The following is a 21,207-nucleotide window of genomic DNA, read 5'->3' as shown; positions in this document are numbered from 1 at the left end:
AGTGTCGCCGATCAGCCGAAGGTATTTCGTCCGAGACTTTCCACGAACCGGGGACCGAGCAGCTCGAGCTCGTCGAGGTAGGTGCCTGCCCAGCCGCCGAACGGATGGTGCGCGAGGTACTCGTTGCGGAAGCGGTCGTCCTCGGACACCTCGGTGGCGCAGAACTCCGGTATCACCAGATCGACGACGGGCCCGCCGCGCTCGACCTCGGCGATCACCAGGGGAGCGTTGCCGCTCAGGAACCGGTCGATGATCCAGCCGTCCTCGCCCAGCCACGCCGAGTACCGGACCTTCACGACGACGTGCTCGGCCCGCGCCACGATCTGCCCGGCCACCACCGGATCGAGTTCGCGCTCGGCCTCGTAGCGGGTGCCGCCGGTGGCGGGCCCCTTGGCGGTCATGGTGCCGATCGTGTCGTCACTCAGTGCCTGCACGAGTTCGGCGGGCGTCCCACTGAGCTCGGCGGGGGCCGGACCCTGGAGGCGGATGCGGACCGCGTAGCCGTCCGCGGCGAACAGGTAGGCCTGCACGATCAGCGCCGGAGTGGGATCGGACGCCGCGACGGCGGGCATCTCGCGGACGAAGAACTTCCGTTCGAACTCGAAATCGCCGGAACCGGACTCGGACATACACAGACGTTAACCCCGTCCGGTCGAACGTCGGCGGGTGCGCGGCGCGACTCACCGAAAATTTATAGAGTTGAGCGGAACAGACTCAACCTTGACTGCGTTGCACAACACGACAAGCATTTTTACCCAGCTGTAAAGAACCTAGAAAGGTAGGTGTCGTGGACTCGTTCAATCCGACCACGAAGACCCAGGCGGCACTGACCTCGGCCCTGCAGGCGGCGACGTCGGCAGGCAACCCGCAGATCACTCCCGCTCATTTGTTGATGGCGTTGCTGACGCAGAACGACGGTATCGCCGCGCCTCTGCTGGAAGCGGTCGGAGTCGAGCCCGCGAGGATCCGGTCCGAGGCCGAGCGCCTCGTCGCCCGGCTGCCCAGCGCCTCCGGTTCCAGCTCGCAACCCCAGCTCAGCCCGGACGCGATCACCGCGATCACCACGGCGCAGCACCTGGCCACCGAGATGGACGACGAGTACGTCTCCACCGAGCATCTGCTGGTCGGCCTGGCCACCGGCAATGCGGACACGGCCAAGCTGCTCACCGGTGCCGGCGCATCGCCGGAAGCCCTGCGTGACGCGTTCACCAAGGTGCGTGGCAGCGCCCGGGTCACCAGCCCCGACCCCGAGGGCACCTATCAGGCGCTGGAGAAGTACTCCACCGACCTGACCGCCGCCGCCCGGGAAGGCAAGCTCGACCCGGTGATCGGGCGCGACAACGAGATTCGTCGCGTCGTGCAGGTGCTGAGCCGCCGTACCAAGAACAACCCGGTGCTCATCGGTGAGCCCGGTGTCGGCAAGACCGCCATCGTCGAGGGCCTGGCCCAGCGCATCATCGCCGGCGACGTGCCGGAGAGCCTGCGCGACAAGACCCTGGTCTCCCTGGACCTGGGTGCCATGGTGGCCGGCGCCAAGTACCGCGGTGAATTCGAGGAGCGCCTCAAGGCCGTCCTCGATGACATCAAGAACTCGGCCGGGCAGGTCATCACGTTCATCGACGAGCTGCACACCATCGTCGGCGCCGGTGCCACCGGTGAGTCGGCGATGGACGCCGGCAACATGATCAAGCCCATGCTGGCCCGTGGCGAGCTGCGCCTGGTCGGTGCCACCACGCTCGATGAGTACCGCAAGTACATCGAGAAGGACGCCGCGCTGGAGCGCCGCTTCCAGCAGGTGCTGGTCGGCGAACCCTCCGTCGAGGACACCGTCGGCATCTTGCGTGGTCTCAAGGACCGCTACGAGGTGCACCACGGTGTGCGCATCACCGACTCCGCGCTGGTGGCCGCCGCGACGCTGAGCGACCGGTACATCACCAGCCGCTTCCTGCCCGACAAGGCCATCGACCTGGTCGACGAGGCCGGATCGCGGCTGCGGATGGAGATCGACTCCCGGCCCGTCGAGATCGACGAGGTCGAACGGCTGGTCCGCCGCCTCGAGATCGAGGAGATGGCGCTGGCCAAGGAATCGGACGACGCCTCGAAGGACCGCCTGGAGAAGCTGCGCGCCGAGCTGGCCGACAAGAAGGAACAGCTGTCCGAACTGACCACGCGGTGGCAGAACGAGAAGAGCGCCATCGACATCGTCCGCGATTTCACCGAACAGCTGGACCGGCTGCGCGGCGAGGCCGACCGCGCCGAGCGCGACGGTGACCTGGCCAAGGCCGCCGAGCTGCGCTACGGCCGCATCCCGGAGATCGAGAAGAAGCTCGACGCCGCACTGCCGGTCGCGGAGGCCCGCGAGAACGTGATGCTCAAGGAGGAGGTCGGTCCCGACGACATCGCCGAGGTGGTGGAGGCCTGGACCGGTATCCCGGCCGGGCGGATGCTCGAAGGGGAGACCGCCAAGCTGCTGCGCATGGAGGACGAGCTGGGTCGTCGCGTCATCGGTCAGAAGGACGCGGTCGCCGCGGTCTCCGACGCGGTGCGGCGTTCACGCGCCGGCGTCGCCGACCCGAACCGTCCGACGGGCTCGTTCATGTTCCTCGGGCCCACCGGTGTCGGTAAGACCGAGCTGGCCAAGGCGCTCGCGGAGTTCCTGTTCGACGACGAACGCGCGATGGTCCGCATCGACATGAGCGAGTACGGCGAGAAGCACTCCGTCGCTCGGCTGGTCGGTGCGCCTCCGGGCTACATCGGCTACGACCAGGGCGGTCAGCTCACCGAGGCGGTGCGGCGCAGGCCGTACACCGTGGTGCTGTTCGACGAGGTGGAGAAGGCGCACCCGGACGTGTTCGACGTGCTGCTGCAGGTCCTCGACGAGGGCAGGCTGACCGACGGTCAGGGTCGCACGGTCGATTTCCGCAACACCATCCTCATCCTGACGTCCAACCTCGGGTCGGGCGGCACCGAGGAGCAGGTGATGGCGGCCGTTCGGGCGGCGTTCAAGCCGGAGTTCATCAACCGTCTCGACGACGTGCTGATCTTCGACGCGCTGACCCCCGACCAGCTGGTGTCCATCGTCGACATCCAGCTGAACCAGCTGCAGAAGCGGCTGGCTCAGCGCAGGCTCACCCTGGAGGTGTCGCTGGAGGCCAAGCAGTGGCTGGCCGATCGCGGATTCGACCCGCTCTACGGTGCCCGCCCGCTGCGCCGGCTGGTGCAGCAGGCGATCGGCGACCAGCTGGCCCGGATGTTGCTGGCCGGCCAGGTGCACGACGGAGACACCGTCACCGTCGACGTCAGCGCCGACGGCGAGGGCCTGATCTTGGCCTGATCCACCCCGCTCGATGGCCACTTGTTGCACGGTTCCCCCGCGATTCCGTGCAACAAGTGGCCATTGGTGCTCGAGTAACCCTGTTGTGACCATCTCGAGTTCTGGCGAATCGGGCTCCAGCAAGTACGCTGAGGGCAATGGTTCCTCTCTGGTTCACGCTGTCCGCCCTCTGCTTTGTCGGAGCTGCGGTCTTGCTGTACGTGGATATCGACCGCCGGCGCGGGTTGGGCCGGCGGCGTAAGTCGTGGGCGAAGTCGCACGGTTTCGACTATGAACACGAATCTGCCGACATCCTGAGCCGCTGGAAGCGCGGCGTGATGTCGACCGTCGGGGAAAGCGTCACGGCCCGCAATGTGGTGCTGGGCCAGATCCGCGGCGAGGCTGTCTTCATCTTCGATCTCGACGATGTCGCCACCGTGATCGCGCTGCACCGCAAAGTCGGCACCAATGTCGTGGTGGACCTGCGTCTCAAGGACATCAAGGAGCCCCGCGAGAGCGATATCTGGCTGCTCGGCGCCATCGGCCCGCGGATGGTGTACTCCACCAATCTCGATGCGGCCCGCCGCGCGTGCGACCGCCGGATGGTGACGTTCGCGCACACCGCACCCGATTGCGCCGAGATCATGTGGAACGAGCAGAACTGGACGCTGGTGGCCATGCCGATCACCAGCAGCCGCGCCCAGTGGGACGAGGGACTGCGCACCGTGCGTCAGTTCAACGACCTGCTCCGGGTGCTGCCTCCGGTCCCGCAGCCCGGCCACAACGGTGTCGGTGCCCGCAGCGGTCAGCCCGCACTGGCCCGCCGCAGCGGTTCGCCGAGCCGTCCGTTGCTGCCGCGCCCCGCCGAACTTCCCGCCGGACGCGGCGACCTGCCGCCCGGCCGCGCTGACGTGGGCCGCTATGTCCAGCAGCGTCCGCCGGTGCACAACAGCACCCGGCAGTCACCGCACTACCAGCGGTAACCGCCTGTGCCGGTAGCACTGATCACCGGGCCGACCTCCGGCCTCGGAGAGGGTTTCGCCCGCCGTTACGCCCAGGACGGGTACGACCTGGTCCTGGTAGCCCGCGACACCGCACGCCTGGAACAACTCGCCGCCGAACTGCGCGATGAAGCCGGAAGCACCGTCGAGGTACTCCCCGCCGACCTGGCCGTCGCCGCGGATCGGCAACGGGTCGCCGAGCGGCTGTCCGCCGGGGTGCACACCCTGATCAACAACGCCGGGTTCGGCACCTCGGGCGAGTTCTGGACCGCTGACTTCGCGCTGCTGCAGTCCCAGCTGGACGTCAACGTCACCGCCGTCATGCAACTGACCCATGCCGCGCTGCCTGCCATGCTGGCCGCCGGAGAGGGCACCGTCATCAACGTGGCCAGTGTGGCGGGCCTGCTGCCCGGCCGCGGCTCCACCTATTCGGCGTCCAAATCCTGGGTCATCGCCTTCTCCGAGGGCCTGGCCAACGGCCTCGGCGGCACCGGTGTCGGCGTGCACGCACTGTGCCCGGGCTTCGTGCGCACCGAGTTCCACGAGCGGGCCGGCATCGAGATGTCGGGCACGCCGTCCTGGTTCTGGCTTGAGGTCGACGACGTGGTCCGGGACTGCCTGGCCGATGTCGCCAAGGGTGAGATCGTGATCGTGCCCGGCCTGCAGTACAAGGTGCTCACCACCGGCAGCCGGCTGGTTCCTCGGAACCTGTTGCGCGGCTTGACCAAAAGGGTCGGTAAAGGCCGCGGGCGGACCTGAATGCGGTGGAAACGGATGCTGGCGGCCACGCTGGCGGTGCTGACGCTTGCGGCGTGCTCCGGCAGCGACGACACCGCAGGCCCCTTCGGCACCCAGCAGGCCAAGGTGGGCGAGTCGCTGTCCGTCCTGGGCTGGAACGTGTCGGTGGCCAATCTGCGGTTCGAGGGCGATCAGGTGCTCATCGACGTCGATGCCGCCGTCGCCGAGGAGGGCGGCGCGCACGCTCCGGCGGAGACCCTGCGGTTCGGTCTGTACGGTGCGCTCGCCCACCCCATCGAAGGCAATGCCATCGGCGGGTGCGCGTCGGCGCCCGACCTGAGCCTGCAGCCCATCACCGCGCGGGACCCGCAGCGCCTCAGTGGCACAGCATGTCTGGGCCCGATCCGGGACCAGAGCCAGGTGCGCGGGGTGTACCTGTACTCGCCGCACGACCGGATGCCCAAGACGACGGTCGCCTACGCGGCGGCCTTCCCGGTCGGGTTGGCGCCCACCAGCGCCACCGAGACCGGCCTGGCGATGCGCTCGACCAGCGTGGATGCTTTCAAGGCCGACGGCTCGCAGCTGGCGCCGACCGCGCTGGGTGACCCGGAGGCGTTCAGCGGCAACGGATACATGCTGCTTGGCCTGTCGATCGACGGGCTGGCCGAACGCTACCAGGACGACTCGAAGGCGCGCGGTGGTCCGCTGATGGTGCTGACCGGCCCGACCCTGCCGGGAAGTGGCCTCTCCCATGCCTGTTCGTTGTACGGCTCCTCGCTGTTGGTGATGCCCGACGCGGCGCGGGACGCGGTGTCCATCCGGGCATCGATGTGCACCCAGGGTGAGATCAACGCCGCGCTGCTCTACCCGTCGGTGTCACTGGTCGGCACCCACGCGGCGCTGTGGACGACCGGTGACTGACAGCTCGTCAGAGCGACCAGGCCCCACCGAATGGGGCGAGACGCCGGGCGTCGGCCCCTGGGACAGGCCCGCACCCGATGACCCACGCTACGATCCGGACTTGTTGCGCGACGGGGACACCCGCAATGTCGTTGACGCATACCGGTATTGGACGCGTGAGGCGATCATCGCCGATATCGACACCCGAAGGCACCCGCTGCACGTGGCCATCGAGAACTTTGGCAGCGATGCCAATATCGGCACCGTGGTGCGCACCGCCAACGCCTTCGCGGTGGACACCGTGCACATCGTCGGCCGGCGCCGCTGGAACCGTCGCGGCGCCATGGTGACCGACCGCTACCAACGGCTGCGCCACCACGACTCCACCGCCGAGCTGCTGGACTTCGCCGCCGGCGCGGGCCTCACCGTCGTCGCCGTCGACAATGTGCCGGGGTCCCAGCCCCTCGAACACGTCACGCTGCCCCGGGAATGCCTGCTGGTGTTCGGGCAGGAGGGCCCGGGCATCACCCCGGAAGCCTCCGGCGGGGCCGAATTGACGGTGTCCATCGCCCAGTTCGGCTCGACCCGCAGCATCAACGCCGGTGTCGCCGCCGGCATCGCGATGCACGCGTGGATCCGCACGCATGCCGACACATCCCGGGCCTGGTAGGGCAGGATCTAAGCATGGTTCAGGTGTGGGCAAATCGTGCAGCCAGTTCGGAAGCCGCGATCACCAAGCGACACCTCAAACGGTTGTGGGGGCTGCCCGGCACCCAGCTCGGCGTGGTGGCCTGGCCGGCCGCCCGCAAACAGACCCTGTTCGGTACCTGGCACTACTGGTGGCAGGCCCACCTGCTGGACTGCCTGGTCGACGCGCAGCTGCGCGACCCCCAGCCGCAGCGCCTCACCCGCATCAACCGTCAGATCCGCGGGCACCACATCCGCAACAACCTCCGCTGGACCAACGACTACTACGACGACATGGCCTGGCTGGCGCTCGCACTGGAACGTTCCGGGCGGCTGTGCGACATCGGACGACCAAACGCGCTCGACAAGCTGGCCGATCAGTTCCTGAACTCCTGGGTGCCCGAGGACGGCGGCGGCATCCCGTGGCGCAAACAGGACCAGTTCTTCAACGCACCGGCCAACGGACCCGCCGCGATCTTCCTGGCGCGCCACGACCGGGTGCGCCGCGCCCAGCAGATGGCCGACTGGATCGACGAGACGCTGATCGACCCCGAGACCCACCTGGTGTTCGACGGTGTCAAGGGCGGTTCGCTGGTGCGCGCGCAATACACCTACTGCCAGGGCGTGGTGCTCGGGCTCGAGGTCGAGCTGGCCAACCGCACCGACGACCCCGAACACGCCCAGCGGGTGCACCGACTGGTGGCCGCGGTCGCCAAGGAGATGACCACCGATGGGGTCATCCGCGGTGCCGGCGGTGGTGACGGCGGGCTGTTCAACGCGATCCTGGCCCGCTATCTGGCGTTCGTCGCCACCGATCTGCCCGGCACCGCACCCGAGGACGAGCAGGCCCGCACCACCGCCCGGGATCTGGTGCTCACCTCGGCGCGGTCGGCGTGGGATTACCGGCAGACGGTGGACGGGTTGCCGTTGTTCGGCGCCTTCTGGGACCGCAACGCCGTGGTGCCGCAATCGGTGACCGGGGATGCCCAGTTCGTGGAGGGAGCGGTCAACGCCTCCGAGATCGCCGAGCGTGACCTCTCGGTGCAGCTGTCCGGCTGGATGCTGATGGAAGCCGCCCACACGCTCGACGACACCGACGACGCTGACGGAGACGCCGATCAGTGACTGAGCCGACGACCGAGCGGGGTTTCCCGCTGCTGCCGTCGCGGTTCAGCCGTGGCAGCAAGGCCACCAGGACGACGGACAACACGGCGGCCGCATTGCTGCTGTTGTTCACCGTCATCGCCATCGCGTGGGCGAACTCGCCCTGGGCCGAGAGCTATTCGGCCCTGCTGGACACCCACGTGGGTTTCAGTGTCGGTGCGCACCACTTCGAGATGACGGTCAAGCACTTCATCAACGACGCGTTGATGACGTTCTTCTTCTTCATCGTCGGGCTCGAGGTGACCCGCGAATTCACCATCGGTGAGCTGACCGACCGGTCGCGGGCCGCGGTGCCGGTGATCGCCGCGGCCGCGGGCCTGGTGATCCCGGCCGTGGTGTTCCTGGCGTTCAACCCGACGGGTGAGAACGCCCAGGCGTGGGGCGTGGTCATCTCCACCGACACAGCGTTCCTGGTCGGTGCGCTGGCCATCATCAAGCCCAAATTCCCTGCGCGCGTGCGGATCTTCCTGCTCACCCTGGCGGTGGTGGACGACGTCGGGGCGCTGTGTGCGATCGCGCTGTTCTACTCCGACAGCGTCCAGGTCGGCCCGCTGCTGGTCTCGGCGGCGCTGACCGGCGCCCTCGCGCTGGTGCGGTACCTGCCGCCGGGATTCCGTGGACCCGCCTACGCGGTTTTCGGGGTGGCGCTCTGGGTCGCCCTGTACATGGCCGGGATTCATCCGACGCTGGCCGGCGTGGTGATCGCGCTGCTGATCCCGGTGTTCACGCCCGAGCGGCGTCCCGTCGAGCGGGCCGTCGACCAGATCCGCGCGTTCCGGCAGTCGCCCAATTCCGAGTACGCCCGCGCCGCGAGTCGCGCGCTGCGCGAATCGATCTCGATCAACGAACGGCTGCAGACCACGGTCGGACCCACCGTCTCGTTCGTCGTGCTGCCGCTGTTCGCCTTGGTCAATGCCGGCGTGCGGCTCGACGCGCAGAGCTTGTCCACGGCGCTGCAGTCACCGCTGACGTGGGGCATCGTCGCCGGCCTGGTGATCGGCAAGTTCGTCGGCATCACCGGGGCCACCTGGCTGATCCAGCGCATCGGGCTCGGCGAGCTCGCCCCCGGACTCACCCTGCGCCGGATCGCCGGTGGCGCAGCGCTGTCCGGTATCGGCTTCACCATCTCGCTGTTCATCGTCGACATCGCAATCACCGACCCCAGCCGTCAGGACCAGGCGCGCATCGGTGTGCTGGCGGCGTCGGTCATCGCATTCGCCCTCGGCTGGGCCATCTTCCGGCTCACCGACTGGCTCAGTCCCCCCGAGCCGGTCGGGCTGAAACTGCTGCGCCCCATCGATCTCGACCGGGACCACGCCCGCGGCGAGCCCGGCGCCCCGCTGACCCTGGTCGAGTACGGTGACTTCGAATGCCCGTTCTGCAGCCGCGCGACCGGCGCGATCGACGAAGTGCGGGCGCATTTCGGCGACGAATTGCTCTATGTGTGGCGGCATTTCCCGCTCGAGCGCGCCCACCCGCGGGCCTTCGACGCCGCGCGGGCCAGTGAGGCCGCGGCACTGCAGGGCAAGTTCTGGGAGATGGCGCACGAATTGTTCGCCCACCAGGACGACCTGGAATGGTCGGACATCTACCGGTATGCGGTGGCCGCAGGGTGCGACATCGAGCAGTTCGACCAGGACGTGCGGGTGCATTCGTCGAAGGTGCTGCACCGGGTCACCGATGACGCCGAGGACGCCGAGGCGATGGATCTCAACGCCACGCCGACGCTGTTCGTCAACGGCATACGACACCAGGGGCCGTGGGATGCGGCCAGTCTGATCCGGGCGCTCGAAGAACGTTAGGCCCGGCGGCTCCGCACGATCCCGAACGCCACCAGTGCGCCGGCCAGCACGGTCAGCACCAGTCCCGCGATCGTGACGGACTCCCGGAATTGCGCGGTCTGCGCCGCGCTCCAGTGCGAGGTGGCGATGGCGCCGGTGAACAGTGCCGCCAGGATCGTGCCGCTGACCGCGACCCCGACACCGGAGGTGACCTCGGAGGCGGTATCGACGAGCGCGGTGCCGATCGTGGTCCGGTTCTCCGGCAGACCGCGCAGCACGTTGACCGCGGCGACCACCCCGACCACCCGCATCCCGGCCGCGACGAGGACCAGCGCCACCGCCACCCACGGATAGCAGTAGTTGCCCAGCAGCCCGTAGACCGCCAGCCCGGCCACCACCGCCGAGGCGCTCAGCCAGGCTGCCCGCTCCGGGCCGACCCGCGCGACGAACGGGTTGACGAAGAAACTGCCGACCACCAGCACGATGACCTGCGGCAGCATCCCGACCGCGGCCAGCGCCGGCGACCAGCCCCAGTCCAGTTGCAGCTGCAGCGTGACCAAATAGCCGAGGCCCGCGAGCGCCAGGCCGGCCGCGGCCTTGAATGCCAATCCGCTCGAAACCAGTGGGCGCGCAAGGAGGTCGAGCGAGATCAACGGGTAGCGCGCTGACCTTTCCCTGAGCACGAACAACACCGTCGTCACGGCTGCCACGGTGGCGACCAGCCACGGGATCCACGACCCAGGACCCTGCTCGACGAACAGCGTCGGAGCCACCAATGCCAGCACGATGGCCGCCGTCCCCAGCACGGCGCCGGCGCTGTCCAACGGATCGTGATGCAGGTCGTCCGCCTGGTCCGCGCCGATCCCGGACCGCACCCCGATGATCGCGAGGATGGCGATCGGCACATTGACCAGCAGCAGGATCTGCCAGGGCGCGACCGCGATGACGAATCCGCCGACGGTCGGGCCGATCGCGAGCCCGACCAGGCCCACCGTGGAGATCAGGGTGATCGCCCGGATGCGCAGGGCGTCGTCGGTGAACAACCGGAACGCCAGCGCCATCGAACCGGGCGTGGTCATCGCCGCCGCGAAACCCGTCAGCACCCGGACGGCGATCAACTGCCCCGCGGTCTCGACGAAGGCGGTGGACAGACTCGCGACGGCGAGCAGCACCAGCCCGATGACCATGACCCGGCGTCGCCCGAACCGGTCGGCGACGGCGCCGAAGATGAGCATCAGCCCGCCGAAGACGACGGCGTAGGCGCCGGTCACCCACTGCAGCGCGGCGGTGGAGGCGTGCAGGTCACGCCCGATCGTGGGAAGCGCCACCGTGAGGATCGAGTTGTCCAGCATCTCGAAGAGGAACACCGCCGACAGGCCCATCAGCGCCGGCCAGGCCTCCCGCAGCGAGCGAGGCGGCACAATGCTCTGAGTACCAACCATGCAACTAAACTAAGTGACTAAACTAAGTCAGTCAACACAGTGAGGTGAAATGCCGAGAAACGCGGAGCGCGGCGGCCCGCTCACGCGCCGGAAAATCTCCGATGTCGCGACCGTGTTGTTCCTCGATCGCGGGTTCGACACCGTCACCGTCGCCGACGTCGCACGCGAGGCGGGGGTCTCCAGCGTCACGGTGTTCAAGCACTTCCCGCGCAAGGAGGACCTGCTCTTCGACCGCGAGGAGGATGCCGTCGAGATCCTGCGGACGGCCGTGAGCGACCGCGCGTCCGGCGTCGACGTCCTCGCGTCGCTGCGCGACGTCGCGTTTCGTCTCGTCGACGACCGTCACGCGCTGTCCGGCATCAAGGAGGGGTCGATACCCTTCTACCGGACCGTCGCGGCGTCACCGGCGCTGATCGCGCGGGCGAGGGAGATCGCGTCGGAGATGGAGCGCACCCTGGCGGAGCTTCTCGACGGCGACCCGGGTTTCGCCGGGGACGCCCCGTTGTTCGCCGCGCTCTTCATCGCGGGCTACGCGACGGTGATGACCGGAACGGCGCGACGCGTCATCGCCGAAGGCCGGCCGGATGCCGTGGTGGACGACCACCGTGAGCGGCTGGGACGGCTGTTCGATGCGCTGCGCAGCGGAGTGCCGACCTAGGCTGACGGCTGCTCGCCGGACTCCATGGGCGGGGTGGGGATGCCGGCCTTCTTGGCGGCCTTGCGGCGTTTGTACCACTCGATGGCGATCGGCAGCACCGACAGCAGGACGATTCCGATGACGATCGGTTCGAGCAGCTTCTGGATGATCTCGAAGCGGCCCAGCCAGTAGCCGAGCAGCGTCAGCCCGACACCCCACACGATGGCGCCCACCGCGTTGTACAGCGTGAAGACGGCGTAGTTCATCTTGGCCGCGCCCGCGGTGATCGGGGCGATGGTGCGCACGATCGGGACGAAGCGGGCGATCACGATGGCGAACGGCCCGCGCTGCTCGAAGAAGAGGTGCGCCTCGTCGAGGTACTTCTGCTTGAGGAAGCGCGCGTTCGGCTTGAACATGGCGGTACCGACATTGCGGCCGATCCAGTAACCGACCTGCGCACCGAGGATCGCGGCGATCGGGATGAACACCAGGAGCTGCCAGAGCTGGAAGTCCGTGCTGGCGACGTTGCCCTCCGCCGATGCCGTCTGGATACCGGCGGCCAGCATGCCCGCCACGAACAGCAGCGAGTCACCGGGAAGGATCGGGAACAGCACCCCGGACTCGACGAAGACGACCACCAGCAGCCCGACCAGGGCCCAGGTTCCGAAATAACTCAACAGATTGATCGGATCCATGAAATCCGGCATCAAGGCCAGATGGGTGGTGGTCATGAGGCCCCAAGATACCGGCTGGGGCTTACGGGCAGGCCACGGCGATCTGATAGCTGGAGGCGACGACCCGCGCGGGGTCGGCCGAATCGGTGCCGCTGCCGGACCCGGAGACGATGACCGTGGCGCCGTTGCGCGAGGCGGTCGGTGCCTGACTCGCGGTGCCCACGGCGAACCCGAGAGCGACGCCGCCGACATCGCCGATGCTGACCGACCGGACCGCGGGCACGTCGTCGTCGGTCACGATCACGCTGACACCCAGGGAGCTGTCCCCGACGCTGATCGTGGTCAGCCCGTCATCGGTGGAACAGCTCACCGGGCCGGTCGGGCCGGTGTCCCCGTTGACGATGACCTGAGCGCGCCCCGGGGCCACGGACCTGGCCAACTCGGGTTCCGGCGGGCGAGTCGGCGCGGCGACGGGAGTGGATATCGGTGTGGAAGGAGAGGCAGGGGCGCACCCGACCACCGATGCCGATGCCACTGACGCCAGCAGAATCAGGACCGGTTTGGCGCGCACTTCGTCCACGGTAAACGGTGAAGGCGGTATCCGCCCTGCCGCCGGCGTCGCTTTATTGAGATACTGCCGGGGAAAGCGCTCGCGACACAGGAGGAAGTCAATGCCCATCGCCACGCCCGAGGTATACGCCGAGATGCTGGGCCGTGCCAAGGAGCACTCGTTCGCCTTCCCGGCCATCAACTGTGTCGGTTCGGAGAGCATCAACGCCGCCATCAAGGGCTTCGCCGACGCGGGCAGCGACGGGATCATCCAGTTCTCCACCGGTGGTGCGGAATTCGGGTCCGGTCTGGGCGTCAAGGACATGGTGACCGGCGCCACCGCGCTGGCCGAGTTCGCGCACGTCGTCGCCGCCAAGTACCCCATCACGGTGGCCCTGCACACCGACCACTGCCCCAAGGACAAGCTGGACACCTTCGTCCGGCCGCTGCTCGCGATCTCTGCCGAGCGGGTGGCCAAGGGGCAGAACCCGCTGTTCCAGTCGCACATGTGGGACGGCTCCGCGGTGCCGATCGACGAGAACCTGCAGATCGCCCAGGAACTGCTCAAGCTGTCGGCCGAAGCCAAGATCATCCTGGAGATCGAGATCGGTGTGGTCGGCGGCGAGGAGGACGGTGTCGAGGCCGAGATCAACGACAAGCTCTACACCACGCCCGAGGACTTCGAGAAGACCATCGACGCGCTCGGCGTCGGTGAGCACGGCAAGTATCTGCTGGCCGCCACGTTCGGCAACGTGCACGGCGTGTACAAGCCCGGCAACGTCAAGCTGCGCCCCGACATCCTCGAGCAGGGCCAGAAGGTCGCGGTGGCCAAGCTCGGTCTGGCCGAGGGCAGCAAGCCGTTCGACTTCGTCTTCCACGGCGGGTCCGGTTCGCTGAAGTCCGAGATCGAGGATTCGCTGAACTTCGGCGTGGTGAAGATGAACGTCGACACCGACACCCAGTACGCCTTCAGCCGGCCCATCGCCGGCCACTTCTTCACCAACTACGACGGGGTGTTGAAGGTCGACGGCGAGGTCGGCAACAAGAAGGCCTACGACCCGCGCAGCTACCTGAAGAAGGCCGAAGCCGGGATGACCGAGCGCGTCATCGAGGCGTGCAACGACCTGCACAGCGCGGGCCGTTCGGTGTCCGCCGGCTAGTTCTCGTCGTCCGGGCGCCAGCCGCCCGGCAGCATCGGGCTGACCGCCGCGCCGCCGAACTGATCGGTGCGCACGGTGGTCAGCCCTTGTGCGTCGATACCGCTGCGCGTCGAGGTGCCGATCCAGGATGCGGCCCGGCGTTCGGGCTCGGGCTCCTCGGGTTCATAGTCTGCGTACGCGTCGGCGTACGCGCGGTCCTCGATGACGGCGGCCTTCTTGCGTCGCCGTTTGCGTTGCGCGACCGATGACGCCGCGATCCCGGCCGCGGCGGCCGGAATGCCCTCGGCCGGTGCCTGCGCGCTGTTGTGATCCCGCAGCGTCGGGGTGAAACCCTCGCCTGGATCGCCGCCGGCCACCGCGTACGGAACCAGCGGTGCGGCCACGGTCGCCGCGGGTGCGGCAGGTGCCGCCGCCGTCGCGGATCCCGCGGGAGCTCCCGCGGCTGCCGTCGCCGGCGCACCGCCGCCCGGGAACGCCGCCGGGGTCAGCTGCTGCTGCTCACCCTGCGGCTGCGCGGCCGGCTCACCCAGATCCAGCGGCGGCAGGTCCTGCAGCTTGAGCAGCTCGTTGAGCATGTAGGCGCCCACGCCGATCAGGATGCCCAACGCCGCGGCGGCCATCAGCGGCGCCAGGAAGATCATCGGGTAGGTGGTCAGCGCGCCGACCCACGAGATCGCCTGATAGGCGACGGCCGCCAGGAACGGCCCCCACGTCTGCAGCGCCGCCGCCGGATTCGTCAGGAAGTCCCGGATCAATGCGATCGAGTTGCCCAGCGGGTTCTGCAGAAAGTCCCAGAGGATGTCGCCGCCGGGCAACCCGAGCGTGTACTGCTCCAGCCAGTCGGCCAGCCAGTTCGACGAATTCAGGGCGGCGGCCGCATCGAGGGCCTGCGGCTGGGCGGTCAGCGAGCTCGCCATCGCGGCGCCCATCTCGCCGGCACCTGGGACGAGCACCGGCGGCGGGGGTGCGGTGACCGGACCCGCCATCACCGCGGCTGTCGACACCGCCTGATAGGTGGTCATGGTGGTGGCGGCCTGCACCCACATCCGCACATAGTCGGCTTCGTTGACGGCGATCGGGATGGTGTTGATGCCGAAGAAGTTGGTGGACACCAGCACGCCGCGGGTGGCGTGGTTGAGCGCCAGTTCGGGCAGGGTGGGCATGGTCGCCAGCGCCGTCGCGTACGCCGCGGCCGCCGTCTCGTGCTGAGCCCCGGTCGCGGCACTGTTCGCGCTCGCCTGAGCCAGCCAGCCCAGGAAGGGGGAGTGCGCGACGATGTACTGCTGCGCGCTCGGGCCTTCCCACCCACCGGCCTGCACGGTGCCCAGGGTGGCCGTCAGCTCGGCTGCCGCGGTGGCGTATTCGATGCTCAGCTGATGCCATGCCGCCGCGGCGGCCAGGAGTGGGCCCGCGCCGGGGCCACTGCTCAGGAGTGCTGAATGGACCTCGGGTGGCACTGCCATCCACATCATGAAAGCGACTATGGCACAGGCAAACTGGCAATCAGTGCCCCACGTTTTTGATAGGGGAGAGCGGCACTCAGTTTGCCGGGCACCCGAACTCTGGGTCGGGGGTCAGCCGTTCTGGCAGATCTTCCACTGGTCGTCGCGGAACTGGAGGTCGAAGCTCCGGGTGGAACGCGTCTGCGGCGCGTTGGCCATGAAGGTGGTGACGTTCGCCTCGGCGTGGTCGTTCACCACGACCACCTCGTCGATGCTGGCCACCACCGGGTACTGCTTGGCGGCCGCGACCCGCTTGTGGGTCTCGGTCCACGAGCGGTCGTCGTACTGGACGTAGCTGTCCCTGGTGGCGCCGCAGGTGATGCCCCGCAGCGCGGCCAGGTCACCCTTCTGGATGGCGACGTCGAAGCTCTCGATGGTGGAACGGACCTGGTCTTCCTGCGACGTGGCGTTGGCGCCACCGCGGGTCAGTAGCACCGTGCCCAGCACGGCGAGCGCCACCAGCGCGGCGATCACCAGCACGACGGCGATCACCCAGCCCCAGCTGCGCCGGGTCCGAGGCGACTTGGGTGCATCATCGCGCGGCGGAATAACCTGCGGTGCAGCCACTTTGGAGCTGTCGGTGAACGCGGTGCTGTCGATCATCTCGGTGGGTTCACCGGCAGCGAAGATCTCGGTGGGAGGCTCGGGCACCGACTGGATGATCTGGGTGGAGCCGTCGAAACCCGACGGCGCGGTGTACCGGCGTTCCGACGAATCGTCGGTCTCCGGTGCATCCGGATCGGGTTCCTGCTTGCCGCCTTGGGGCTCTGTTGGGTTCGACATCCCTACTGCAGTCCTCCCTCGTGATGCTTCAGCGCAAGCCTAATCACAGCCGGCATACGCCCGCACGGCACAATAGGCCTATGACTCGTATGGGTGACCTGCTGGGGCCGGATCCGACGCTGCTACCGGGCGATACAGAAGCCGAGGGCGAACTCGAAGCCGGGGAGACTCCCGCCAACGTCGCCGCCGCGCATCCGAGTGCGTCGGTGGCCTGGGCGACGCTCGCCGAGCAGGCGCTGGACGAGGACCAGCCGGTGGCCGCCTACGCATATGCCCGGACCGGGTATCACCGCGGGCTCGACCAGCTGCGCCGCAACGGGTGGAAGGGCTTCGGCCCGGTGCCGTACTCGCACGTGCCGAACCGTGGCTTCCTGCGCTGTGTGGCCGCGCTGGCGCGGGCCGCTCAAGTGATCGGTGAGACGCCCGAGTACGCGCGTTGCCTGGATCTGCTCGATGATTGCGACCCGTCCGCGCGGGCCGCTCTCGGGGTGAACTAGCAGTTCTTCGCACCGCAATCGCCGACGCCGCCGGGCGGCTCGACCTGGACGGTGGCGTGTTCGAGGCCGCGCGCGGCCAGCACTGCCTGGGCGTCGACCAGTACCCGGGCGGCGTCGTGGGTGCTGGTCAGGTGCGCTGTGGCCATGTCCCGGCCGGGTACCAGCGTCCACACGTGGAGGTCGTGCACCTCGGTGACCCCGGGGACGTCCTGCAAGGCGGTGCGCAACTCGTCGACGTCGATGTGGGCCGGCGATGACTCGCTGAGGATCCGCAGCGCGGCGCGGGCGAGGGCGAAGGCCCGCGGGAGTACCCACAGGGCGACCAGGACGGCGACGACGACGTCGGCATACGGCCAGCCGGTGGTGACGGTGACGATGCCCGCGATCAGCACCCCGATGCTGCCCACGGTGTCGGCGACGACCTCCATGTAGGCGCCCTTGACGGCCAGGCTGTGCTCGGAGTCCGCGCGCAGCAACAGCACCACGACGGCGTTGGCGGCCAGGCCGGCCAGCGCGACGACGATCAGCGGCACACCGGGGACATCGGGTGCGTCCCCGAGTCGCTCGAAGGCCTCGTAGAGGATGAATCCGGCAACACCCAGCAGCAGCGCGGCGTTGGCGACGGCGGTGAACACCTCGGCGCGGTGCCAGCCGTAGGTGCGGGCCGCGGAGGTGGATCCGCGGCGGGCCAGCAGCACGGCGGTCAGGCCCATGAACATCGCGACCAGGTCGGTGAGCATGTGCCCGGCGTCGGCGAGCAGTGCGATCGAGTTGATCGTCAGCGCGGTGACCAGTTCCAGCACGAAGAACGCACCGAGGATCGCCGCGCCGATGATCATCCGGCCGACGCGCGTGTCACCGCCGCCGTGGCTGTGGTCGTGTCCAGCTCCCATGCAGCCGAATATATGCGGAAAGTCGCATATGTTGCAAGGCTCAGAGCCAGGCCGACCAGAACCGGGTGAGTCCGCCGCCGATCGATACCAGCGAGCCGTTGATCCCGGAAAGGTCGACGAACCAGAACACCACCGAGAAGAACACCTGGTTGAGCTGCGGCACCAGCAGCACGATGAGCAGGATCAGGAAACCCCAGCCCTTGACCGGCTCCAGGGCGCGCTGGGTGTCCGGCTTGAGATGCGGTTCCAGCGCGCCGTAGCCGTCCAGGCCCGGAATCGGCAGCAGGTTCAGCAGCACCGCGGTCACCTGCAGGAAGCCCAGGAAGGCGACACCGCCCCAGAACACCAGATGAGCCGGGTCGTAGAACAGGCTCACCGCGGCCAGCAGCAGCACCGCCAACACCACGTTGGCCAACGGGCCGGCCAGACTGACCTGGGTGCGCTGCCGTGCCGTCATCCAGCCGGTACGCACATACACGGCACCACCGGGCAGGCCGATGCCGCCCAGGGCGATGAAGAGCAGCGGCAATCCGAGCGAGAGCATCGGGTTGGAGTACTTGAGCGGGTTCAGCGTCAGATAGCCGCGCACCGCGATGTCGTGGTCGCCGAACTTCCACGCCGTGTAGGCGTGGCCGAACTCGTGCAGGCACAGCGACACCAGCCACCCCGCGACCACCAGGACGAACACCGCGGCATAGGACAGCGGCTCGATGGCGTCCCCGCAGAACCAGGCCAGCCCGCCACCGGCGAGGGTGAGCGCGACGATCCCCAGGAAGATCGGGCTGGGTCGTACCGACTGGCGCAGCGGACGGATGTTCACGTTTCGACGCTACCTACTTCACGGCCAACCAGCCTTCCGTGTGGCGGTAGAACGTCGACCGTCGCAGCGCGCGGGTGCTCGGGTCGCCGTCGCGGACCACGAAGGCGCCGGTGGTCCCGAGCTGCGCGGCGCGCCCGGTCACCCAGCGCTTCGGCCGCATGCGCGAGGACAGCACCGTCGCACGCAGGCCGGGCATCGTCCCGATCGGCTCGATCCGCACCGCGGTCGCCTCACCGTCGAAGAGCACCGTGTCGTCCACGACGGCCTCGCCCTCCAGCCCGGTCTCGCCCACCCACAGCCCGACGCCGACGAGCGCGCGCCCGGAGTCGTCGCGGATCAGCGGTACCCGGGTGGCGGCGCGTGTGAGGGCCGCGCGGGCCGCGCGCCGCCCGCTCGGCAGCCCGTAGGCGCGGGTGGCGGGGGTGCGCCGGCGCGGTACGAACGCCACCTCGACATCCAGTTTTTCGGCCTTCAACAGTGAGGTGAGTACTGCGGCGAGGTCCTTGTCGGTGCCCACCACGACGATTCGGCGAGCCGTCACAGCGGCCGCGATCTGACCGGTTTCTTGCACCGTCACCGCAGGTAGATGGCCTAATGCGCGGGGTGGGCGGCGCCCGCCGAACAGCAACACTGCGCAATCTGGCCGGCCGTTTGTGGTGGTCAAGGCCTCTCCTATGGCTCCGCTCGGATAGGGTGGGTCACCGGCTGCATCACTTTAAGCGGGAGAAATGCCATGCCGGCAATCGTGCTCATCGGGGCCCAGTGGGGCGACGAGGGCAAAGGTAAAGCCACCGATCTACTCGGTGGACGTGTGCAATGGGTAGTTCGCTACCAGGGCGGTAACAACGCGGGTCATACCGTGGTGTTGCCGACCGGGGAGAACTTCGCGTTGCACCTCATCCCCTCGGGCATCCTCACCCCGGGTGTCACCAACGTCATCGGCAACGGTGTCGTGGTCGACCCAGGCGTGTTGCTCACCGAGCTCTCCGGGCTCGAAGACAGGGGTGTGGACACATCGCGGCTGCTGATCTCAGCCGACGCCCACCTGCTCATGCCGTATCACGTCGCCATCGACAAGGTGACCGAGCGCTACATGGGCAACAAGAAGATCGGCACCACCGGTCGCGGCATCGGCCCCTGCTATCAGGACAAGGTCGCGCGGCTCGGTATCCGGGCGGCCGACGTTCTCGATCCCGCGCTGCTCGCCCAGAAGATCGAGGCGGCACTCGAGCTCAAGAATCAGATCCTGGTCAAGATCTACAACCGCAAGGCGCTCGACGCCGACGAGGTCGTGGCGACGCTGCTGGAGCAGGCCGACGGTTTCAAGCACCGCATCGCCGATGCCCGGCTGCTGCTCAACGAGGCGCTGGAGAACGGTGAGACGGTGCTGCTGGAGGGCTCGCAGGGCACTCTGCTCGACGTGGACCACGGCACCTATCCGTTCGTGACCTCGTCGAACCCCACCGCCGGTGGCGCGGCCGTTGGCTCGGGCATCGGGCCCACCCGCATCACCACGGTGCTGGGCATCCTCAAGGCGTACACCACCCGGGTGGGCTCGGGCCCGTTCCCGACGGAACTGTTCGACGAGCACGGCGCGTACCTGGCCAAGACCGGTGGCGAGGTCGGTGTCACCACCGGCAGGCCGCGGCGCTGCGGCTGGTTCGACGCCGTCATCGCCCGGTACGCCACGCGCGTCAACGGCATCACCGATTACTTCCTGACCAAGCTCGACGTGCTCTCCAGCCTGGAGACGGTCCCGGTGTGCGTGGGTTACACCGTGAACGGCAAGCGCACCGACGAGATGCCGATGACGCAGGCCGATATCGCCCGCGCCGAGCCCATCTACGAAGAGCTGCCCGGCTGGTGGGAGGACATCTCCGCGGCGCGTGAGTTCGACGACCTGCCCGCCAAGGCGCGTGACTACGTGCTGAGGCTCGAAGAGCTTGCCGGAGCCCATGTTTCGTGCATCGGTGTGGGGCCGGGGCGGGAGCAGACCATCGTGCGCCGGGACATCCTGGCGTGACCGATTTCGGCCTGGATCCGCGGCGCGTCGACCCGCAGTACGACCGGCATGGTGGGTTCCCGGTGTTCGAGGCCGCGGATCCGGGCCCTGGATTCGAACGGTTCCTGACGGCCATGCGCCGGGCGCAGGATCTGGCGGTGTCGGTGAACCCGGACAGCGACACCTGGACGGCCGCAGCAGACCGCGTCGAGGAACTGGTGGCACTGCTCGAGCCGTCGCAGGCGGCCGAGGGTGTGGGCCCGGCCAACCGGGTGCCCTCGTTGCCCGGTGCGGGCAGTCTGTTGATGCCGCCCTGGCTCGTCACCAAATTCGAGGCCGACGGTGTGGAGTTGACGGTGCAGTTCAGCCGCTTCCACGTGGGCGGTAATCAGGCGGTGCACGGTGGTGTGCTGCCGCTGCTGTTCGATTCGGTGTTCGGCATGGTCATCCATGCGACGGGCCGGCCGATCAGCCGCACCGCGTACCTGCATGTGGACTATCGCCGGGTGACCCCGATCGATGTGCCGCTGACGGTGCGCGGCTGGTTGCGGGAAGCCGAGGGCCGCAAGGCGTTTGTGAACGCCGAATTGCTGGACGCCGAGGGCAATGTGCTCGCCGAGAGCAACGGCCTGATGGTCAGATTGCTGCCCGGCCAGCCCTAGGC

Annotated in this window: 21 protein-coding genes; 12 read left to right on the top strand and 9 right to left on the bottom strand. The window is 68.4% G+C overall.

Features of this window, described 5'->3' with window-relative positions; genetic code table 11:
• Nucleotides 1-11 precede the first annotated feature (11 nt).
• Entirely contained in the window at nt 12-629 is a 618-nt protein-coding gene (locus ASE48_RS27200; RefSeq protein WP_057170282.1) for a hypothetical protein, read from the bottom strand.
• Between the two features lie 158 nt (nt 630-787).
• Between ASE48_RS27200 and clpB the strand changes: the two genes are divergently transcribed.
• From clpB to nhaA, 7 genes are all read left to right on the top strand, one after another.
• A complete protein-coding gene (gene clpB, locus ASE48_RS27195; protein ID WP_057170281.1) occupies nt 788-3,334 on the top strand; it encodes an ATP-dependent chaperone ClpB in 2,547 nt (848 codons plus the stop codon).
• A 137-nt stretch (nt 3,335-3,471) separates the two neighbouring features.
• Nucleotides 3,472-4,296: a trehalose monomycolate transport factor TtfA gene (gene ttfA, locus ASE48_RS27190; RefSeq protein ID WP_057170280.1), complete on the top strand. Its 825-nt coding sequence runs from the start codon at nt 3,472-3,474 to the stop codon at nt 4,294-4,296.
• Nucleotides 4,297-4,302: 6 nt separating this feature from the next.
• The gene (locus ASE48_RS27185; RefSeq protein ID WP_082614451.1) at nt 4,303-5,073 is read left to right on the top strand and encodes an SDR family NAD(P)-dependent oxidoreductase; all 771 of its coding nucleotides are present in this window, start codon (nt 4,303-4,305) and stop codon (nt 5,071-5,073) included.
• A gap of 15 nt (nt 5,074-5,088) precedes the next feature.
• Nucleotides 5,089-5,973 (top strand): hypothetical protein, encoded by an 885-nt coding sequence (locus ASE48_RS27180; RefSeq protein WP_200962276.1) that lies wholly within the window; start codon nt 5,089-5,091, stop codon nt 5,971-5,973.
• Nucleotides 5,966-6,622 (top strand): TrmH family RNA methyltransferase, encoded by a 657-nt coding sequence (locus tag ASE48_RS27175; protein WP_057170278.1) that lies wholly within the window; start codon nt 5,966-5,968, stop codon nt 6,620-6,622. The genes ASE48_RS27180 and ASE48_RS27175 overlap by 8 nt, the downstream gene beginning before the upstream one ends.
• A gap of 14 nt (nt 6,623-6,636) precedes the next feature.
• Nucleotides 6,637-7,764: a glycoside hydrolase family 76 protein gene (locus tag ASE48_RS27170; protein WP_057170277.1), complete on the top strand. Its 1,128-nt coding sequence runs from the start codon at nt 6,637-6,639 to the stop codon at nt 7,762-7,764.
• On the top strand, nt 7,761-9,605 hold the full coding sequence (gene nhaA / locus ASE48_RS27165; protein WP_057170276.1) for a Na+/H+ antiporter NhaA: 1,845 nt from the start codon (nt 7,761-7,763) through the stop codon (nt 9,603-9,605). The genes ASE48_RS27170 and nhaA overlap by 4 nt, the downstream gene beginning before the upstream one ends.
• Here the strand turns inward: nhaA and ASE48_RS27160 are convergent.
• On the bottom strand, nt 9,602-11,026 hold the full coding sequence (locus tag ASE48_RS27160) for an MFS transporter (RefSeq protein WP_057170275.1): 1,425 nt from the start codon (nt 11,024-11,026) through the stop codon (nt 9,602-9,604). The two genes, nhaA and ASE48_RS27160, sit on opposite strands and share 4 nt — an antisense overlap.
• Nucleotides 11,027-11,075: 49 nt before the next feature.
• Between ASE48_RS27160 and ASE48_RS27155 the strand changes: the two genes are divergently transcribed.
• A complete protein-coding gene (locus tag ASE48_RS27155) occupies nt 11,076-11,684 on the top strand; it encodes a TetR/AcrR family transcriptional regulator (protein WP_057170274.1) in 609 nt (202 codons plus the stop codon).
• Here the strand turns inward: ASE48_RS27155 and ASE48_RS27150 are convergent.
• A complete protein-coding gene (locus ASE48_RS27150; protein WP_057170273.1) occupies nt 11,681-12,394 on the bottom strand; it encodes a DedA family protein in 714 nt (237 codons plus the stop codon). The genes ASE48_RS27155 and ASE48_RS27150 overlap by 4 nt on opposite strands.
• A gap of 25 nt (nt 12,395-12,419) precedes the next feature.
• Entirely contained in the window at nt 12,420-12,908 is a 489-nt protein-coding gene (locus ASE48_RS32350; RefSeq protein ID WP_162264275.1) for a lipoprotein LpqH, read from the bottom strand.
• A 100-nt stretch (nt 12,909-13,008) separates the two neighbouring features.
• Between ASE48_RS32350 and fbaA the strand changes: the two genes are divergently transcribed.
• Nucleotides 13,009-14,046 carry a class II fructose-bisphosphate aldolase gene (gene fbaA, locus ASE48_RS27140; RefSeq protein WP_057170271.1) on the top strand — a complete coding sequence of 346 codons (1,038 nt, stop codon included), beginning with the start codon at nt 13,009-13,011 and terminating at the stop codon, nt 14,044-14,046.
• On the opposite strand, the gene ASE48_RS27135 is transcribed toward fbaA, so the two are convergent.
• Entirely contained in the window at nt 14,043-15,509 is a 1,467-nt protein-coding gene (locus ASE48_RS27135; protein WP_082614502.1) for a PPE family protein, read from the bottom strand. The two genes, fbaA and ASE48_RS27135, sit on opposite strands and share 4 nt — an antisense overlap.
• Before the next feature lie 111 nt (nt 15,510-15,620).
• A complete protein-coding gene (locus ASE48_RS27130) occupies nt 15,621-16,331 on the bottom strand; it encodes an Rv0361 family membrane protein (RefSeq protein WP_057170269.1) in 711 nt (236 codons plus the stop codon).
• Between the two features lie 80 nt (nt 16,332-16,411).
• On the opposite strand from ASE48_RS27130, the gene ASE48_RS27125 reads away from it, so the two are divergent.
• On the top strand, nt 16,412-16,828 hold the full coding sequence (locus ASE48_RS27125; RefSeq protein ID WP_057170268.1) for a DUF3151 domain-containing protein: 417 nt from the start codon (nt 16,412-16,414) through the stop codon (nt 16,826-16,828).
• Here the strand turns inward: ASE48_RS27125 and ASE48_RS27120 are convergent.
• From ASE48_RS27120 to ASE48_RS27110, 3 genes are read right to left on the bottom strand one after another with little or no spacing between them, the layout of a single operon-like run.
• A complete protein-coding gene (locus ASE48_RS27120) occupies nt 16,825-17,721 on the bottom strand; it encodes a cation diffusion facilitator family transporter (protein WP_057170267.1) in 897 nt (298 codons plus the stop codon). The two genes, ASE48_RS27125 and ASE48_RS27120, sit on opposite strands and share 4 nt — an antisense overlap.
• Before the next feature lie 40 nt (nt 17,722-17,761).
• Entirely contained in the window at nt 17,762-18,541 is a 780-nt protein-coding gene (locus tag ASE48_RS27115; protein ID WP_057170266.1) for a site-2 protease family protein, read from the bottom strand.
• Nucleotides 18,542-18,554: 13 nt separating this feature from the next.
• Nucleotides 18,555-19,205, bottom strand: a complete 651-nt coding sequence (locus tag ASE48_RS27110) for a hypothetical protein (protein WP_057170265.1) — start codon at nt 19,203-19,205, stop codon at nt 18,555-18,557.
• A 69-nt stretch (nt 19,206-19,274) separates the two neighbouring features.
• Here ASE48_RS27110 and ASE48_RS27105 point away from each other — a divergent pair, with 69 nt between their 5' ends.
• Together ASE48_RS27105 and ASE48_RS27100 are read left to right on the top strand one after the other, a co-directional pair.
• Nucleotides 19,275-20,564, top strand: a complete 1,290-nt coding sequence (locus ASE48_RS27105; protein WP_057170264.1) for an adenylosuccinate synthase — start codon at nt 19,275-19,277, stop codon at nt 20,562-20,564.
• On the top strand, nt 20,561-21,205 hold the full coding sequence (locus ASE48_RS27100; protein WP_057170263.1) for a PaaI family thioesterase: 645 nt from the start codon (nt 20,561-20,563) through the stop codon (nt 21,203-21,205). The genes ASE48_RS27105 and ASE48_RS27100 overlap by 4 nt, the downstream gene beginning before the upstream one ends.
• The last annotated feature ends 2 nt before the right edge of the window (nt 21,206-21,207 follow it).

The sequence above is a fragment of the Mycobacterium sp. Root265 genome (genome assembly GCF_001428895.1).
Lineage (GTDB): Bacteria > Actinomycetota > Actinomycetes > Mycobacteriales > Mycobacteriaceae > Mycobacterium.
This window is presented reverse-complemented; position numbering and strand designations above follow the sequence as displayed.

Bases quoted from the DNA above. Each gene is read 5' to 3' on its own strand.
- ASE48_RS27200 (WP_057170282.1), bottom strand. From the start codon at position 629: ATGTCCGAGTCCGGTTCCGGCGATTTCGAGTTCGAACGGAAGTTCTTC.
- ttfA (WP_057170280.1), top strand. From the start codon at position 3,472: ATGGTTCCTCTCTGGTTCACGCTGTCCGCCCTCTGCTTTGTCGGAGCT.
- ASE48_RS27180 (WP_200962276.1), top strand. From the start codon at position 5,089: ATGCTGGCGGCCACGCTGGCGGTGCTGACGCTTGCGGCGTGCTCCGGC.
- ASE48_RS27170 (WP_057170277.1), top strand. From the start codon at position 6,637: ATGGTTCAGGTGTGGGCAAATCGTGCAGCCAGTTCGGAAGCCGCGATC.
- ASE48_RS27160 (WP_057170275.1), bottom strand. From the start codon at position 11,026: ATGGTTGGTACTCAGAGCATTGTGCCGCCTCGCTCGCTGCGGGAGGCC.
- ASE48_RS27155 (WP_057170274.1), top strand. From the start codon at position 11,076: ATGCCGAGAAACGCGGAGCGCGGCGGCCCGCTCACGCGCCGGAAAATC.
- ASE48_RS27150 (WP_057170273.1), bottom strand. From the start codon at position 12,394: ATGACCACCACCCATCTGGCCTTGATGCCGGATTTCATGGATCCGATC.
- fbaA (WP_057170271.1), top strand. From the start codon at position 13,009: ATGCCCATCGCCACGCCCGAGGTATACGCCGAGATGCTGGGCCGTGCC.
- ASE48_RS27135 (WP_082614502.1), bottom strand. From the start codon at position 15,509: ATGGCAGTGCCACCCGAGGTCCATTCAGCACTCCTGAGCAGTGGCCCC.
- ASE48_RS27130 (WP_057170269.1), bottom strand. From the start codon at position 16,331: ATGTCGAACCCAACAGAGCCCCAAGGCGGCAAGCAGGAACCCGATCCG.
- ASE48_RS27125 (WP_057170268.1), top strand. From the start codon at position 16,412: ATGACTCGTATGGGTGACCTGCTGGGGCCGGATCCGACGCTGCTACCG.
- ASE48_RS27120 (WP_057170267.1), bottom strand. From the start codon at position 17,721: ATGGGAGCTGGACACGACCACAGCCACGGCGGCGGTGACACGCGCGTC.
- ASE48_RS27105 (WP_057170264.1), top strand. From the start codon at position 19,275: ATGCCGGCAATCGTGCTCATCGGGGCCCAGTGGGGCGACGAGGGCAAA.